At 42.6% G+C, this 15,196-nt stretch carries 13 protein-coding genes; 2 read left to right on the top strand and 11 right to left on the bottom strand.

Features of this window, described 5'->3' with window-relative positions:
* Nucleotide 1: 1 nt before the first annotated feature.
* The 3 genes from ABFX33_RS07655 to ABFX33_RS07645 all read right to left on the bottom strand — a co-directional run bounded on the left by ABFX33_RS07655 (nucleotide 2) and on the right by ABFX33_RS07645 (nucleotide 3,480).
* Nucleotides 2-1,942 carry an oleate hydratase gene (locus tag ABFX33_RS07655; RefSeq protein WP_120259318.1) on the bottom strand — a complete coding sequence of 647 codons (1,941 nt, stop codon included), beginning with the start codon at nucleotides 1,940-1,942 and terminating at the stop codon, nucleotides 2-4.
* Between the two features lie 96 nt (nucleotides 1,943-2,038).
* Nucleotides 2,039-2,935, bottom strand: a complete 897-nt coding sequence (locus ABFX33_RS07650; protein ID WP_346085304.1) for a helix-turn-helix domain-containing protein — start codon at nucleotides 2,933-2,935, stop codon at nucleotides 2,039-2,041.
* A gap of 53 nt (nucleotides 2,936-2,988) precedes the next feature.
* Complete coding sequence (locus ABFX33_RS07645) at nucleotides 2,989-3,480, bottom strand: GNAT family N-acetyltransferase (RefSeq protein ID WP_346085302.1); 492 nt, start codon at nucleotides 3,478-3,480, stop codon at nucleotides 2,989-2,991.
* Nucleotides 3,481-3,692: 212 nt separating this feature from the next.
* Between ABFX33_RS07645 and ABFX33_RS07640 the strand changes: the two genes are divergently transcribed.
* Entirely contained in the window at nucleotides 3,693-4,142 is a 450-nt protein-coding gene (locus tag ABFX33_RS07640; protein WP_257088023.1) for a VOC family protein, read from the top strand.
* Between the two features lie 82 nt (nucleotides 4,143-4,224).
* Here the strand turns inward: ABFX33_RS07640 and ABFX33_RS07635 are convergent, their stop codons facing one another.
* The 5 genes from ABFX33_RS07635 to ABFX33_RS07615 form a co-directional block, all read right to left on the bottom strand.
* Nucleotides 4,225-4,587 (bottom strand): DUF4180 domain-containing protein, encoded by a 363-nt coding sequence (locus ABFX33_RS07635; RefSeq protein ID WP_120259014.1) that lies wholly within the window; start codon nucleotides 4,585-4,587, stop codon nucleotides 4,225-4,227.
* A 51-nt stretch (nucleotides 4,588-4,638) separates the two neighbouring features.
* Nucleotides 4,639-5,562, bottom strand: a complete 924-nt coding sequence (locus ABFX33_RS07630; RefSeq protein ID WP_257088025.1) for a Dyp-type peroxidase — start codon at nucleotides 5,560-5,562, stop codon at nucleotides 4,639-4,641.
* Nucleotides 5,563-5,633: 71 nt separating this feature from the next.
* Nucleotides 5,634-6,449 carry an alpha/beta fold hydrolase gene (locus ABFX33_RS07625; RefSeq protein ID WP_346085299.1) on the bottom strand — a complete coding sequence of 272 codons (816 nt, stop codon included), beginning with the start codon at nucleotides 6,447-6,449 and terminating at the stop codon, nucleotides 5,634-5,636.
* A gap of 10 nt (nucleotides 6,450-6,459) precedes the next feature.
* Nucleotides 6,460-7,245, bottom strand: a complete 786-nt coding sequence (locus ABFX33_RS07620) for a class I SAM-dependent methyltransferase (RefSeq protein WP_257088029.1) — start codon at nucleotides 7,243-7,245, stop codon at nucleotides 6,460-6,462.
* A 151-nt stretch (nucleotides 7,246-7,396) separates the two neighbouring features.
* On the bottom strand, nucleotides 7,397-7,954 hold the full coding sequence (locus ABFX33_RS07615) for a YdcF family protein (protein ID WP_346085297.1): 558 nt from the start codon (nucleotides 7,952-7,954) through the stop codon (nucleotides 7,397-7,399).
* Between the two features lie 256 nt (nucleotides 7,955-8,210).
* Between ABFX33_RS07615 and ABFX33_RS07610 the strand changes: the two genes are divergently transcribed.
* Entirely contained in the window at nucleotides 8,211-9,248 is a 1,038-nt protein-coding gene (locus tag ABFX33_RS07610; RefSeq protein WP_346085296.1) for a linear amide C-N hydrolase, read from the top strand.
* 146 nt (nucleotides 9,249-9,394) lie between these two features.
* Here ABFX33_RS07610 and ABFX33_RS07605 read toward each other — a convergent pair whose 3' ends face one another.
* From ABFX33_RS07605 to ABFX33_RS07595, 3 genes are read right to left on the bottom strand one after another with little or no spacing between them, the layout of a single operon-like run.
* Nucleotides 9,395-10,492 (bottom strand): efflux RND transporter periplasmic adaptor subunit, encoded by a 1,098-nt coding sequence (locus ABFX33_RS07605; protein WP_259183278.1) that lies wholly within the window; start codon nucleotides 10,490-10,492, stop codon nucleotides 9,395-9,397.
* The gene (locus ABFX33_RS07600; RefSeq protein ID WP_346085295.1) at nucleotides 10,489-13,779 is read right to left on the bottom strand and encodes an efflux RND transporter permease subunit; all 3,291 of its coding nucleotides are present in this window, start codon (nucleotides 13,777-13,779) and stop codon (nucleotides 10,489-10,491) included. Before ABFX33_RS07600 ends, ABFX33_RS07605 begins: the two co-directional genes overlap by 4 nt.
* Nucleotides 13,780-13,789: 10 nt before the next feature.
* Nucleotides 13,790-15,178, bottom strand: a complete 1,389-nt coding sequence (locus tag ABFX33_RS07595; protein ID WP_346085294.1) for a TolC family protein — start codon at nucleotides 15,176-15,178, stop codon at nucleotides 13,790-13,792.
* Nucleotides 15,179-15,196: the final 18 nt, after the last annotated feature.

The following is a 15,196-nucleotide window of genomic DNA, read 5'->3' as shown; positions in this document are numbered from 1 at the left end:
ATTAACCCTTAATTCCTTTTAACCAATCTCTGAATTTACCGAACTGCTCGGCCAAAAATGATTCATGATCTTCATTTTCTTCATCTCCTCCGGGAAGAATATGTTCAAAATAAGATCCTTTCAGGATTTTACGCAATAGTCCTTCGCCGATGAACGGCTTATCATCATTGAGTGTCCGTGCGGCTTTCAACAAATGACGGATATCATATTGTAAAGGATTGATATCAGGCACTTGCTTGTTGAGATTCAAGAGCTCGTACACAGCTATACGTGCAGTTCTGACTGAGCTTTCCATGGTAAATACGACATCGTTGTTGGTTTCGACGAACTGTCCAACGAGACCTAGATTTTTACAGCCATTTGGAACGACTCTTGGGCGATCGCCTTTAGCACGAGGCATAAACATCGATGTGATATAGGGCATAAATGTCGTGCGAACGATGGTATTTTTGATGACATCATCCAATTGATCAATGATTCCCAGATGATGACATAGTTCGGCCAAAATTTCATCTCCGGTACATTCAGGCATAGTCTTTTTAATATAATTTCCTTGTTTGTCCATAAATAGGGCATAAACCCAAAGTACAAGGACATCGTCGGGCTGGCCAGGGAAGTGTGGCTGTCTGTTACAGGTAAAGCTCATCAACCAGTTGGAGTCTGTAATTGTAATAATACCGCCGGTGACTGTTTTTCCTGAATAGGGATCATTGACCGAATAGCCCTTTAATTTTTCAATCAAAGCCGAGGGTTTACAGGTCAGGGTAGCAGATTCCCAGGCTGACTTTTCAATGTTGCTGCAGAATTTTTCGGGTTTACCAAAAATAGCTGATTTAGCAGCCAAATTTTTCCAGAGTTTCCAGCCGGCACTCTGTCCACTGGTACTGTTGTCTATACCGATGATCGGTGCTTTGGTATTATCACCATAGAAGGTGTCTTCTGTCATTGAACCGGTCGTGACAATGACAAAGTCATTTGGACCTAGTGGGATACGTACTTCCTGACCATCTTGTTCGGTAATGATACCCGCAACGGTTTTTCCTTCGGTGTTGTTTTGTATGTCAAGATCTTTGACCAGTACATTAAACTGGATCTTAACACCTTTATCTTGTAACACCTTGCGTAATGGGGTGACAAAGGTATCGTATTGATTGTATTTAGGAAATACAAGGGAAGAAAGGTCGTTTAATCCATCAATTGCATGAAGGAAGCGATGCATGTACAGTTTCAATTCCAATAAGCTATGCCAGTTTTCAAAAGCAAACATGGTCCGCCAAAAGGTCCAGAAATTACTGCTCAGGAAAGATTCGCTGAAATAATCTTCAATTGTCAGGTCATCCAATTCTTCTTTCTTTTTTAGCAGGAGTTTGATAATTGCAAGTTGATCTTTTTTGGCCAACCCAAATTTGCTAAAATCTTTGATTTCACCAAGATTATGGATAAGTCTTGCTTTTGAATAGTTGGAATCGTTGTCGTTGATCAATCTATATTCGTCAAGTACACTGTAGGGAGCTGGCATTTCCAATGCTGGAATATCCTGAAACATATCCCATAGATTTTCATAAGTCATGTCCATTTCACGTCCACCACGGATGACATAACCATCCTTGGCATTGCCGGCACCATCCAGGGATCCGCCTTCGATATGTAACTGCTCCAGGAAGGTGATATTTTCCGCAGGGACATGTCCATCACGGATGAAATAGTATGCTGCAGACATCCCCGCAATCCCGCTACCGACAATATAGATTTTGCTGTCTTTGTAGGATTTGTTCGGTATACCTTTATTGCGTTGGTAATTTCCTATCTGATCTGAAAAAGGCATTGCCTTTTTAGGCGTGTTACGTTGTTGTTCTGTGCTTGAATCCGGTTCATGATTTACATTTCCATATTCAGCAGATGCATTTAATACTTTGTCGAATTTTGAGGTGATTTCTTTCATGATTCTTATTGTTTTTAATTCTTGAGTAAAGTTAGCCATACTCCTTAGATCATTTATGCCCTCAAATTCGCTATTGTTCTACCGAATTTCCTTTTTTTACATATTTTGTCTTTTTCGATATTCAGAAGGCGATAACATGGAGTACTTTTTGAAAAAACGTCCAAATGCAGAGATCGAATTGAAGCCTATGGCGTAGGCGATGTCGGAAATGGTCTTCTCAGGATTTCCGAGTAGGGCATACGCTTCTTTGAGCAAATTTTCGTCTATGATTTCATGTGGCGTCTTTCCAGATGCCTTCTTAACAATACTAATCAGGTATTTGTTTGAAATAAATAACCGATCGGCGTAATATTTCACATCTTTGGATTGGCTGCAGTGTTGCTGTACCAGGTCCGTAAACTTAAAGTAGAGGCTATTGGCCTCCTGAATTGTTTCAACTGCATGTTGGTCCTCCACGGCGAGCACATCGGCTATTTCTAGCAGCAGGTTAAATATAATGGTGCGAATAATGTCGGGGGTAAAACGTGTCGCCCTGAGGGTTACCTCGCTTAAATATTCGAGGAGCCTTAATAATTTTCCGGCGAGTTTTTCTGCCTCGGGTATAATTGCGAATGTTGCATTGTTGAATAGTCCCAGTTTTTCTATAAAAAATGGGTTGGCAATGTTTTTAAGTAGAAACAACTTGTCAAAGAAAAGTAGTTTCATTCTGAAATCCTTGCTGACCGCTGTAAATTTGATGACGGTGGAAGGTGCTGAAACAAGTAAGCTATGCTGTGCTAGTGTATATTCTTGATTATCAATTTCTACTGTAATCGTTCCGGCCGTGCAAATGCAAATGGCGTAAAAATCAATACGGAAGGAATTTCTGGGGTATTCGAAAAGGGGATTGCCGGATGAGATGTAGTAAGGGCGATTGCAATCTACACCAAAGAAAGATAAAGTGTCTTGTAGGCTGTCGTGTGTATTTGGATTGATCTTGATACTAAACTTCATAGGGGGGATTGTCATGTGCAATTGACCTTATTCTTTCGGTTGGATAAAATAGGTTATGTGCGTTTTAAAATAAGCTTTTCTGTAGCAACCTCATCTTCTATACCAACAAAGTAGCTTTGAAAACCAAACTTTGTCAGTAATTGTCTGGAGGCCGCATTATCTGGATCAATGATGCCGATCACATCCTTATTGGCGTCGATGCTTTTGGCCATGGCCAGCAGAGATTCACAGATTTTGGTGCCGAGACCTTTACGCCAAAACTCCCTTTTAAGCAAATAACCGATCTCAAAGACGGTTGGATCTTTTCTATAGTTGACCAATTTGCAGTCGCCCAAAAATAATTGGCTATCGGAATCTATCACCATAAAATAGCCCAATAATGGATCTGTATTGATTTCGAGAATTGAAGCGAATTTTTTCTCGGCCTGCTCAGCTGTCAATCCCTTGCCTGAAATATATTTCATGATTTCATCGTCTTTGGTAAGTTCTCTAAAAAGAGCGAAATCTTCGGCTGTGTATTTTTTTAATTCTAATGTGTTGTACATGGCTAATGTGTCTTCTACACAAGATAAGGTTGTTTTTCTATTAAATCAAAAGTTGGACTTCAAATAATCATTTTTCTGTCTTATTTCTGATTTTGCCAATTGGGAGATCGGAATTTAACTTAAATTGTCATAGAGGAATAAATACATCGGTTCATGCCAACAAAAGTTTGGAATGATGTATGGAAACCGGATCACATTTAACTATTGAAACAATGAAGATAACAGGATTATATGAAACGCATATCCAGGTACGTAATCTGGAGGAGTCTGTCAATTTTTATACGAAGGTGCTTGGTTTGCGGATTGCACATCGTGATCCCAATCGACCTATCGTCTTTTTGTGGGTCGGTACAGGTAAGGAATATATGCTGGGACTCTGGCAGGAGGAAGCAAATTTTCAACCGCGGCATTTTGCTTTTAGAGCCAGTAAAGAAGATATCTTGAATTACGCAGTAGACTATCTCAAAGAAAGGGATTTGCAGCCTTACAATTTTTTGAAAGATGGTGTAGAAAAACCAATGGTATTTGCCTGGATGCCGGCATTGGCAATTTATTTTAACGATCCAGATGGAAATCAATTGGAATTTATTGCCCTATTGGAAGGCGAGGGGAGGCCAGAACTGGGGGTAATGTCCTACGAGGATTGGTTGCAGCAGGAATAAAAAATAAGCGGTTATTTTATTAGCCGCTTATTTTTTATGAAAGGAGGTTGACAGGCCGCCTTGAATGGATCGAGCTGTACCGTTAACCCTTTGATAGTCTAGTAATGGCTTCATCTCGCGTAGCAACAAAGTTGATCTTACGGCCTTTATTACTTTCGTAGATAAAATCATTCAGACTTTTGCTATTATAGATGGAAAAGTCACCAACAATAGCAACGTCAAAATCGTACTGCGTATATTTTTGAAGAATTTCCCCCGCCAACTTCGTTTTAAGTTCAAAAAAATCAGCCGAAATATTTTCTTGGTATAAGATTGCTTTGTATGCTTCCTGTGCGCCACAGTCTACCATGATCTGTAAACCATCATCGAGATTGTTGATGAGGATAGCAGTGTCTTTTACTTCAGCGATATTTCTATCGTTTACTTGGATAACGTCGATTTGCATAGTCGTAATATATTGAGTGGTAATGATTGTCTTTAAGCCCTAAAGATTGCTCTATCCGGCAAAATCTTTCAGCATATCAATAGAAGGGCAGAAATATAATGTGCCACTCTGAGCTGCACTAAAGTCCAGAATACGGTCATAATTACCATCTGGTTCACCTATAAACATTCGTTTTAGCATTTGTATCACGGTGCTAAATCTACTGGCATAAGCAATAAAATAGGTGCCCATTTGATTATTGGCGATATTACCAAAAGGCATATTGTCCCTAACGATTTTGAGATCATCGCCTACATTGGCTAAGGCCGAATGCGAATTGGCCGGTTTTACGTCATCCGACATTTCAATATCATTGGTTTTACTTCGCCCAATAACTTTTTCCTGTTCGGATACCGGTAAGGCCCGCCAGCTGTTCATGTCGTGAATGTATTTTTGAACAAAAAGATAGCTGCCACCTTGATAGGCTTGATCTTCATCTCCAATAATACCAAAGAAAGCACGGTCTTCACCTGTCGGGTTTTCGGTGCCGTCGACAAAACCTAGAATGCTTCTTCCATCCCAATAACGAAAGCCGTGGATTTCTTCCTTGCAGTCAGCAACTGCTGCCAGTACATCGGAAATTTCGGCTGCCATGTCAATACAATAGCTTTGCTCTTCAGCGCGAATATGAAAATGGAGATCACCCGGGGTAGCAACAGCGACATGTTTTTGACCTACGATGGGCTCAAAAGGAACCAATTCTTTAGGTAATGGCTCCTGTAGTGCCAATTTTTTCCAGGCATGATAACTGATCCCCATGACAATACTCGCTTTTATACCAGTCGAACGTACCTGAGCCGAATTATTCAGATTGACGACCAGGGCACAGATCCGTTCAAAGACCGGTTTCAGCTCTTTATTTTCCTGAAAATTCCATACCATGAAAACGGTATTGTTGCTGGGTGAATCGATAACATTCTGCGCTTGATTGTTCATAAAATATTGTATTGATTGGACATTGACAATAATACTAAGCTACAAATAAATTTATTTCCAAACAGATCAAATTATTCTGTTGAGGTTGTTTTTTTGTATAATGACTGGATTTCTTCGATCACTAAAGCCGGATTATCGTAAAAGATGTGATGTTGTGCGTTCGGCTCCAGGACATACTTTCTGTTGTCCTTTTCGTCTGCAAACTTTTTTAATGCGGCAACACATTTACTTCTATCGGGTTCTTCAAAAGCGGTAATGCCTGAGCCGATAATTGTCATTGGAATGGTCGCATGTGGCGCTACTTCATGCAAAATAGCTGTTGAATTCTCATAATTCATCGTCAAATGATAGAATCCTAAGCTCTCTTTTTTGATCTCTTGAAGTCGGTCGGCATATTCTATCTTTAATGATTTTCCACGCTCCATTGTCATAAAATAAGGCGAGACAATATCTATCATCACCGCACCTAGTACCTGCCCCTTGTTTTCATGGGCAAATTTCAGCGTATAATTACCACCAAAGGAATGTGCAACAAAGAAATATTGTTCGTTATAACCCAATTTATTCAGCGCCCTTTTTAGATCAGCGACTTCAGTCGATAGATTGACATTTGCGGTATCTATGCCACTTTTTCCGAAACCCGCCCGATCGTAGGTGATTAATGGTGCACCTAATCTAGCTGATAGTGGAGCCAATAGTTTCTGCCATACAGAAGCATCGTTTCCGCCTCCTGATTCAAAAATGATAGGAATTCCTTTTCCAGCTATAATATTAAAATGTAAACTATGCTGACCAACACTGATTGTCGTATCTTTCGATTGTGCAAACAGGTCAAACGCGGAGAGTAACAGGAAAATAGAAAAGAATGCTGTGTGTATAGGGATCATATTGAATTTATTAAATTTTAGCTCTTACGTCGTTCATTTTGAGTGTCATTGATAGGGCTTCTGTTTCGATCCAGTTGCTGTAATCTTCAATGGCTTTTAAACGCAGTTCATCTGTAATATATCCTTCTATTACCATTTGTTGCGACTGGGCAACTTTGATCCAGATTCCAAGATTGGTCTGAAAATGATCGTCGCCCCTGGTATAGGTCAGATCGGCGTTGATCGTCTCAATGGCTGTAAATCCCTGTTGTTGGAGTAAAGTGGCGATTTCATCTGCGACACGGTTGTTCATACCTGCATCGGCACGCCATTTCAGAAATGTATGATAAAACTCCAACATACTGGACGGTGGTGCTGGGTTCCATTCAATTGCGGTATGGTTATAATCCAGGATCGAAAGCTGTCCTCCGGGTTTCAACCAGGATTTGAACCGTTGTAAGGCCGCAGGAATATCACTTAGCCATTGCACTGTTCTTGCCGTCATAATCAGATCAAACTGATGTGGTGGCTCATAACTGAAAATATTATCACAGACCAGACTAAGATTGGCGCTGTCACCGTACTGTTGATTCCCTATATCAATAAAAGATTGGGTGTTGTCCAAACCGATCACTGTGCCGTCCGCGATTAGTGATGCGGCTTCATTTGTCAGTGTTCCTGTGCCACAGCCTACATCGAGGATGGCTAAACCGGGTTTTAACAGTGGGAGAATGGTCCGATAGTCGTTTGCTAATGTTCGTCTTTCAAATATTTTATTTGCCTGTTGGTCTTTTCTGTCAATAAATTTCTCTTTCATTTGATTGGTTTAGTGTGTCGTAAATATAATTTGCTTTGACGATAAAACAAACTTCTTTTTGATTGAATGACTCGTGGATGGTTATCAGCGGGGAGATGCGCTCAAATATAAGGTACAATAAATGGATTTACACAGCTCCTTTTTATAAGCGTTATAAGGCCTCTTTGTAGTAGGCAACAAACTCCCGGAAGATGGAATAGCCATCACGCCATTCAAAATAGATAGGACTTGCACTTTCGATATTGACAAATCCCTTTTTTCGAAAGAGCGCTTTTGTTCGTGTCTGATGGAAATATTGGGAGATGGAAATGGCACTTTTATAGTGTAGACTGTCCATGATACGGATGCTGTTGACCACTGTTTTTTCGGTATCATTACCATAGTTGTCCACAATAATTTTCTGCGATGGAATATGGTTCAGCACCAGATAGTCTTTCATTTTGTCGCCTTCCCAAAAACCTTCCTTTCCAAAGCCTCCGCTGACAAGGATCATCTGAATCCGGTCTGCCCTGTATAGCTGGATACTTTTATTTAATCGTTCCTGTAGTCTCTCCGAGGGGCTACCGTCGGGGTTGATTTTATTACCGAGAACAATACCGATAGCCGCTTTGGTCTTTTTGTCACGCAGCCCATCGATACAAATCAATATACTTTGGATCAAAAATAAGATAAGTCCAAGTTTCATCCCTGATGTAATGATCTTCAACATGTCCTTTAGCTATTGATTTTTTAGTCAAATGATTCACTGTCGTTGTAGCGACATATTTTGAAAATAGCAAAAAATAAGGTTAAAAACTAAAAAAAACAGACTACAAAAAAATGATCTGAGACTAGAAAACAGGATCTTTCAGCGGATGAGATGTTAAACTGTCTGGGGAAGTTGCTTTTAATGGTGTTTTTTTTGTTTAATAGTTTTGTCTAAACAAAATCATTAAGTATTTGTTAATATGTCAAACAGCTATTTTATGAAGTATCTTTTTTCAATTATCTTAATTGTAGTCCTCCTGCATGGAGAGACGAATGCCTGCACCAGGGTGGTTTACAAAGGACCCGGTCAAACGGTTATTACAGCGCGTAGCATGGACTGGAAGGATGACATTGCTGCTAACATTTGGGTATTTCCGCGGGGTATGCAAAGAAGTGGTGAAGTGGGGCCGCAATCGCTGACCTGGACATCACAATACGGTAGTGTGATTGCTAGCGCATGGGATATTGCGACCGTGGATGGACTGAATGAAAAGGGACTGGTCGCCAATGTCCTTTGGCTGGTCGAGTCTACTTATCCTAAATTTGATCCCGCCGGAACAAAAAAGGGGGTAGCAATCTCGGCATGGGCACAATATGTACTTGACAATTTTGCGACGGTAGCTGAGGCGGTGAAGGTTTTGCAGGACGAGCCCTTTGTAATTGTGAGTGACTATATTCCGGGAACCGAAAAGTTTACAACAATACATCTATCCCTTTCGGATGCAACGGGTGACAATGCCATCTTTGAATACATCAACGGAAAATTGGTTATTCACCATAATGCAGCATATACGGTGATGACAAATTCACCCGTATTTGAGGAACAGCTGGCTTTAAACAGATACTGGCAGGGAATCCCGGGGACAATTATGCTTCCGGGTACCAATCGGGCTGCAGATCGTTTTGTGCGTGCTTCGTATTATATCAATGCCATCCCACAAACGGAGGATACACGAACTGCTGTCGCGAGTGTATTTAGTGTCATTCGTAATTGCTCTGTTCCATTTGGTATCAGCTCGGAAACTGAACCTAATATTTCCTCTACCCGATGGCGGTCAGTCGCAGATCAAAAGAATAAAGTTTATTATTTTGAGAATGTGTTGACTCCGGGAACTTTATGGGTGGATCTTACTAAATTTGATTTGAAAAAGGGCGCCCCTGCAATGAAACTGGATTTAAAACAGGGTGTAGCAATTAATGGCATCTCAAATGGACTATTTAAATCTGCCAACGCCTTTAAATTTATGGGCATATAGTCGTGTGAAAATAATAAAAGCCAATAGGCTGTCCGATATTTTTGGACAGCCTATTGGCTTTTAATCTATTCGTATTCCCGAGCATCTCTTTTCAACGATCAATGCGCATGGGCTACGTTTTTATTCTTAGGACAGCTTTCTTGTTTTTATTTAACGGTGGTGCCATCCGCGATTTCTTCATCGGCTTTACTCACGAGCCGCATGGTCGGATTAAGGTTGCCAAAGATTTCTACCTGTCCGTCAATGCTACGTCCTTTTTGTACCGGAACACGACTTGTTTTGTTGTCCACAACGGCGATGACAAAACTTCCTTCACCTGAGGTAAAAACTGCGGCTTTGGGAACAACAAAGGTGCTATCCTGAGAAGTCAGGGGCAACTCGACCTCAGCGACCATACCCGGGAGGAGTTTGTTGTTGGTATTGGTAATGTCGATTTCAACTCGTTCAGATCTGAATCTGCTATCCAGCGCCCCTGACTTGCGTGCGATCTTACCTGAAAACTGTTGGCCCGGTAAGGACTTTACGGTAAACTGCAGCGGTTGATCTGCTGCCAGGAAGCCGGCATATTGTTCGGGTACGGCAACAGCCAAACGGAGCTTGCTCTGTTGCTGGATGGTCATGATGGGCATCTCCGAACCTCTGCCCGCTGGTCCGACATAGGCACCCTGATTGACATTACGTGTCGCGATAACACCATCAAATGGTGCACGTATTTCGAGGTAGTTCAATAGATTCTGTACCTCCGCATAGGCTGATTTTGCCGCCTGAAATTGGGCAAAATCAGCATTCTTTTTCGCTTCGGCGACCTCAAGATCCAGTCGGGCTACAGTACCTTCGACTTTACTGGTTTCGAACAGTCTATCGTAGGTACTTTTGGTGGCCATGTAAATCGCTTCCTGCGACTTTAACCTTGATTTTGCAGCTGACAATTGTGAACTCAATTCTGGGGCCTCAAGTACAGCTAACAGCTGTCCGGCCTGAACCCGACTGCCAATATCAACTTTTAATGCCCGTACGTAGCTGCTCACTTTGGCATAAATTTCCACCTGCTGAAATCCACTGATCTCGCCCGGTATCTGCATTTTGTTAGTTAGTTTCTGTTTGGACGGCGCAAATGTTTCCATTGCTGGACTTGCCGTTACTGCTGCTACTTTTGTACTGTTTTCCTCGGCAGCGGACTGACATCCGGTTAAGTAGGCGAGTAGGCCTACTGCGGATAATATTTTTAGGAGATTGTGTTTCATGATAAAGGTTTTAATGCTGCGATATAATGTTTACTTTCTTCGTCTTCGGGATCTAAGGAGATCGATTGGGTGCTACTTTTCTCTTGTGCCCAAGCAAATATTAAAGGTAAAATCACCAGTACTGCAAAGGTGGAGAAGAGTAAGCCTCCGATAACGGCACGTCCCAATGGGGATACCTGTTCACCGCCTTCACCATGACCGATAGCCATCGGTAACATCCCGACAATCATGGCCAAACTGGTCATAATAATAGGACGTAGACGCAGTGAGGCTGCTTCCCGTGCTGCTGCCAATGCATTTTGATTGTGCTTGCGGATATGCTCTGCATTGGTGATCAATAGCACGGCATTGGCGATGGATACACCCACAGACATAATAATACCCATATAGGATTGCATGTTGAGTGTTGAACCGGTCATTAAGAGCATCAGTAAGGATCCAAGGACAACTGCTGGCACGGTGGTGAGAACAACCATGGATACTTTGAACGACTGAAAGTTGGCCGAAAGCATCAGAAATATCACAATGATTGCTACAGCCAGACCTGCCTGTAGGCTGTCCATGGTTTCATTTAATACTTTTCCCAATCCGATTTGCTCCACCGAAAGACCGCGTGGAAGTTCGCCCAAAGCTTTAATACTACGTTGTACATCATTGGAGGCTGTTTTCAGATCCGTATGGTCGATATTGGCCGTGACGGAAATGTAGGGCATAGCACCTAAGTTGTCATTCTCGCCATAAGTATAAGATGGCGTAATGGTTGCAATGTCGCTCAGTATTGGCCTTGACGAATTTTTTAACAATGGTATTTCTCCAATCTCTTTCTCGTCTTTCATTTTATCAATGGGAACCTGTACTTGGACATTGTAGGATAGTCCCGCTTTTTCATCAATCCAGGTGTTTTTCTCCGTATAACGAGAGGACGATGTTGCCGCGATCAGTGATCGGGTTACTTCTGCAAGGTCAATACCTAGCTGAGCGGCACGCACCCGGTCAATATTGATGTCATAGGACGGGTATTTGATGGATTGTGCCAGCTGTACATCCCTGAAATAGGGAATAGCTTTCAGTTCTTCGATTAATTTACCTGCATATTTCTCATTATTCTTTTTGTTCTTGCCAGCAATTCGTACCTCGATCGGTGTTGGTGAACCTTGGCTCAGGACTTTATCGGTGAGTTCGATGGGTTCAAAGGAAACTTGAACATCTGGAAGAGCGGCCTTGAGTCGCTTTCTGTATTCATCGCGGAAGCTGTCCATATCGTGCTCGTAATCTTTAAGTGCGATTTGAAAAACTGCCTCATGAGGCCCGGCCATAAATAGGTAGATCGGCGATACAGAGAACTGTCCAGGGTGCTGGCCAATGTATACAGAGGAGATGCCTATATGTTCTTTTCCAACAAGTTTTTCAAGTTCGGCCAACGCGCGTTTGGCTTTCTCTTCGGTACGTTCGATACGGGTTCCTTCAACCGCACGCAGACGCATCTGAAATTGACTTGAATTGACCTTTGGAAATACGTCCTGTCCAATCGTATTGAGTAAAACGAGTACCAAGCTTATGGCACCAACTAGGTAGACGACGGTGATAATTTTCTTCTGTTTGAACAGTCTGTCGATCATTTTCATAAACCGATTTCTGAAGCGTTCAAACAGGCTGATCTTTCCATCGTTGTTAAAATCTTCCCGTTCGACAAGAAGTTTCTTTTGATTCAGGGTATCTTGTTCGGATTCGACGGATAGACCCGTTTCGGCAAATTTTACTTCATCTGCATTCAGTCCTTTTGGATTTATTTTATGTGGACCGGTCTTGTGATGATCTTTCATAAGCCAGTTGGCCATGACCGGTACAAAAGTCTGTGAAAGCAGGAAGGAGATGATCATGGAGAATCCAATGGACAGGGCTAAGGGTAAGAATAGGGATCCCGGAATACCTGTCATTGTAAATGCTGGCGCAAATACAGCAAGGATACACAATAAAATCAACAGCTTTGGCAGGGCAATTTCCTTACAGGCATCCCAGATTGCCAGTGCTTTGGGTTTGCCCATATCCAGATGCTGGTGTATATTCTCTATCGTAACCGTACTCTCGTCAACGAGGATGCCGATTGCCAGTGCCAATCCACTCAGTGACATGAGATTGATCGTCTGTCCAAATAGTTTCAGGAAGAGTACGCCCGAAATTACAGAGATTGGGATTGTTAGGATAACAATTAAAGCTGCTCTACGGTCGCCCAAAAATAATAAGACCATCAGGCCGGTGAGTATTGCTCCAATAGCGCCTTCGGTAATCAAACTTTTGACGGAGTTGATGACATAGACGGATTGGTCAAACTCATAGGATAATTTGACATCCTCGGGCAGGGTGTTCTGTATTTTTGGAAGTGCGGCCTTCAGATTTTGTACGACCTCCCAAGTGGAGGCATCACCGGCTTTGGCAATGCTGACGTAGACTGATCGTTTGCCATTGACGAGTGCATAACCTGCCGTGACATCGGCACCATCTTTCACCGTAGCAATATCACCCAGATAGAGATTTTGTACACCACCTTTAAAGAGTGGGATTTTCTCAAAATCCTTCACATTACGAATGGTGTTGTTGGTGGGTGTAATGTAGTTTTTATCTTTTATACGGACATTTCCGGCAGGCGCAGTCTGATTGTTGAGTTTTAAAGCCTCGACGACCTGATCAGGGGTCATGTTGTGACTGCGCATCAGATCGGGATCAACATTGACTTCGATTGTACGCGGACTACCTCCAAATGGTGGCGGGGAAAGTAATCCCGGTATGGAGGTAAAAGAAGCTCGTACATAGACGTTGGCTAGATCCTGTAGTTCGTTGTTGGAGCGTTTATCACTGCTGAGTACCAGCTGCCCTACTGGAAGTGAAGACGCGTCAAACCGGATAATAAAGGGTGGTTGTGATCCCGGGGGAAAGGAGGCCTGGATACGATTGGCCAATGCACTCAATTCGGCTGCAGCCTGAGCCATGTTGGTGTCTTCGTAGTAGGAGATTTTCATTAAGGTCAGCCCCTGGATATTTTTGGTCTCAATGGATTTGACTCCGTTGGCAAAAAGCAGGATATTGACGTAGTTTTTAGCAAAATAAGACTCCATCTGATCTGGAGAATAACCTCCAAAGGGGTGCGCAATATAAATAACAGGAAGGTTCATTTTGGGTAAAATGTCAACCTTGATCGTGCGTACTGCGCCTATTCCAAATACAATAAGGCCCATGACCAACACAAGGATGGAGATCGGCTTACGTAAGGCAAAACGTATTAAATTCATGCGGTGTTATTTATAGTTCTTTGTTGAAAATATCGAAATCCCCCGCTGCTGCTGCTTTCAGCAAAAGTGATTGCCACAGGTTGATATGGACGATTTCGCGATCTGTTTCGGCTCGATTAAGTGTATATAGGGTTTGGGTGACATCCACAAGTGTTGCCAGACCGTTTTTGTACATAGCCATCTTTTGATTGTAGGCCTGTTGGGCCGCTGATACCTGTCGAGGGGCTTCGATATCGCTCTGTTGTGCTAATCTGATCTTAACGTCGGCGGCATCCAGCTGTGCAACAAATTGTGCTGCGGTGGTTTGATATTCCTCCCGTAAAGCATCGTTGGTATACCGTTGTGCGCTGATTTTTTTGTTGATTCGGGCGATCGTGGTTATATTCCAATTGATTCCCAAGCCCAAAAGATAGTTTTGTCGGTTGGGGCGGATACCATCCCAGTAGTTTCTTGTAAAGGCATGGAGGTCTGTCGTGTAATCGCTTTTGAAGCCAGAACCTCTTGCCTGGAAAACACCGAAGGCCGATAAGGTGGGCAGGTATTCCTTGTTTGACAGTCGCAGTTGTTGTTCACCAACTTCAATCCGGCTTTTGTAATATTGAAGCACAGGGTTGTTGTCCACCAACGTCGGGTCGGTGGTCAGTAGCTGGGTGGGTGTTTTTGTTACCAGCGCAGTGTCAATCTGAAGATCTGTTGCGTTGATCCCCATCAGTACCGTTAATTTGTTGTTTTGCTCCTTCACATTCTCTCCGGCCTGATTCAAACTGATCTTCGCACGGGATACTTCTGCCGAGGCCAAGGTTGAATCGACACCGGGTAAAATCCCGTTCTTGGCTTTGGTAGCCGCAATGTTAAAGAATACCAGAGCGCGGTCAAGGTTTTTCTGTTGATTTTTTTGAAGACGCTGGCTCGCCAGAAGATTCAGATAGGCTGCGGCAATCTTGATCTTATGTTGGAATTGTTCTTGTTGAAGATCAATTTCCAATCGTTTGCTGTCCGCTTTACTCAATTCGATGCGCTCTTTTCTGCGGCCAAAGGTGTAGATATCCCAATTGATGTTGGCAAGATAAAGCGCTCCAAAAGCGGAATTCCAATTTTGCTCCGGAAGCGCCGCACCCGAAGAAGCAACACCGAGTCCACCAAATCCATACAATGGGCCATTCTGTCCATTGATAGTTCCATAATCTTGTTGCGCTACAACGGTCAAATTAGGCCAGAAGTCGCGTTTTACCTGTTCGTTGGTCTGTAGTGCTGACTGGACATAATACGCCTTTGCCTTAATAATTCCATAATTTGCAAGACCCTGGTCTACGGCATCACGGATGGTAAGCTTTTGTGCAAATGAGGTTGAGGTCGCAAGTGATACAGCCAATGACAACACTAAATTCAATTTCAGCATAGGTTATATATCATTTTA

Source organism: Sphingobacterium ginsenosidimutans (assembly GCF_039536865.1).
GTDB classification, from domain to species: domain Bacteria; phylum Bacteroidota; class Bacteroidia; order Sphingobacteriales; family Sphingobacteriaceae; genus Sphingobacterium; species Sphingobacterium detergens.
Note: the sequence above shows the minus strand (reverse complement) of the source record. Positions and strands in the feature narration are given on the sequence as shown.

Excerpts from the sequence above, each read along its gene's own strand:
- ABFX33_RS07655 (WP_120259318.1), bottom strand. The coding sequence starts at position 1,942 with ATGAAAGAAATCACCTCAAAATTCGACAAAGTATTAAATGCATCTGCT.
- ABFX33_RS07650 (WP_346085304.1), bottom strand. The coding sequence starts at position 2,935 with ATGAAGTTTAGTATCAAGATCAATCCAAATACACACGACAGCCTACAA.
- ABFX33_RS07645 (WP_346085302.1), bottom strand. The coding sequence starts at position 3,480 with ATGTACAACACATTAGAATTAAAAAAATACACAGCCGAAGATTTCGCT.
- ABFX33_RS07640 (WP_257088023.1), top strand. The coding sequence starts at position 3,693 with ATGAAGATAACAGGATTATATGAAACGCATATCCAGGTACGTAATCTG.
- ABFX33_RS07635 (WP_120259014.1), bottom strand. The coding sequence starts at position 4,587 with ATGCAAATCGACGTTATCCAAGTAAACGATAGAAATATCGCTGAAGTA.
- ABFX33_RS07630 (WP_257088025.1), bottom strand. The coding sequence starts at position 5,562 with ATGAACAATCAAGCGCAGAATGTTATCGATTCACCCAGCAACAATACC.
- ABFX33_RS07625 (WP_346085299.1), bottom strand. The coding sequence starts at position 6,449 with ATGATCCCTATACACACAGCATTCTTTTCTATTTTCCTGTTACTCTCC.
- ABFX33_RS07620 (WP_257088029.1), bottom strand. The coding sequence starts at position 7,245 with ATGAAAGAGAAATTTATTGACAGAAAAGACCAACAGGCAAATAAAATA.
- ABFX33_RS07615 (WP_346085297.1), bottom strand. The coding sequence starts at position 7,954 with ATGTTGAAGATCATTACATCAGGGATGAAACTTGGACTTATCTTATTT.
- ABFX33_RS07610 (WP_346085296.1), top strand. The coding sequence starts at position 8,211 with ATGAAGTATCTTTTTTCAATTATCTTAATTGTAGTCCTCCTGCATGGA.
- ABFX33_RS07605 (WP_259183278.1), bottom strand. The coding sequence starts at position 10,492 with ATGAAACACAATCTCCTAAAAATATTATCCGCAGTAGGCCTACTCGCC.
- ABFX33_RS07600 (WP_346085295.1), bottom strand. The coding sequence starts at position 13,779 with ATGAATTTAATACGTTTTGCCTTACGTAAGCCGATCTCCATCCTTGTG.
- ABFX33_RS07595 (WP_346085294.1), bottom strand. The coding sequence starts at position 15,178 with ATGCTGAAATTGAATTTAGTGTTGTCATTGGCTGTATCACTTGCGACC.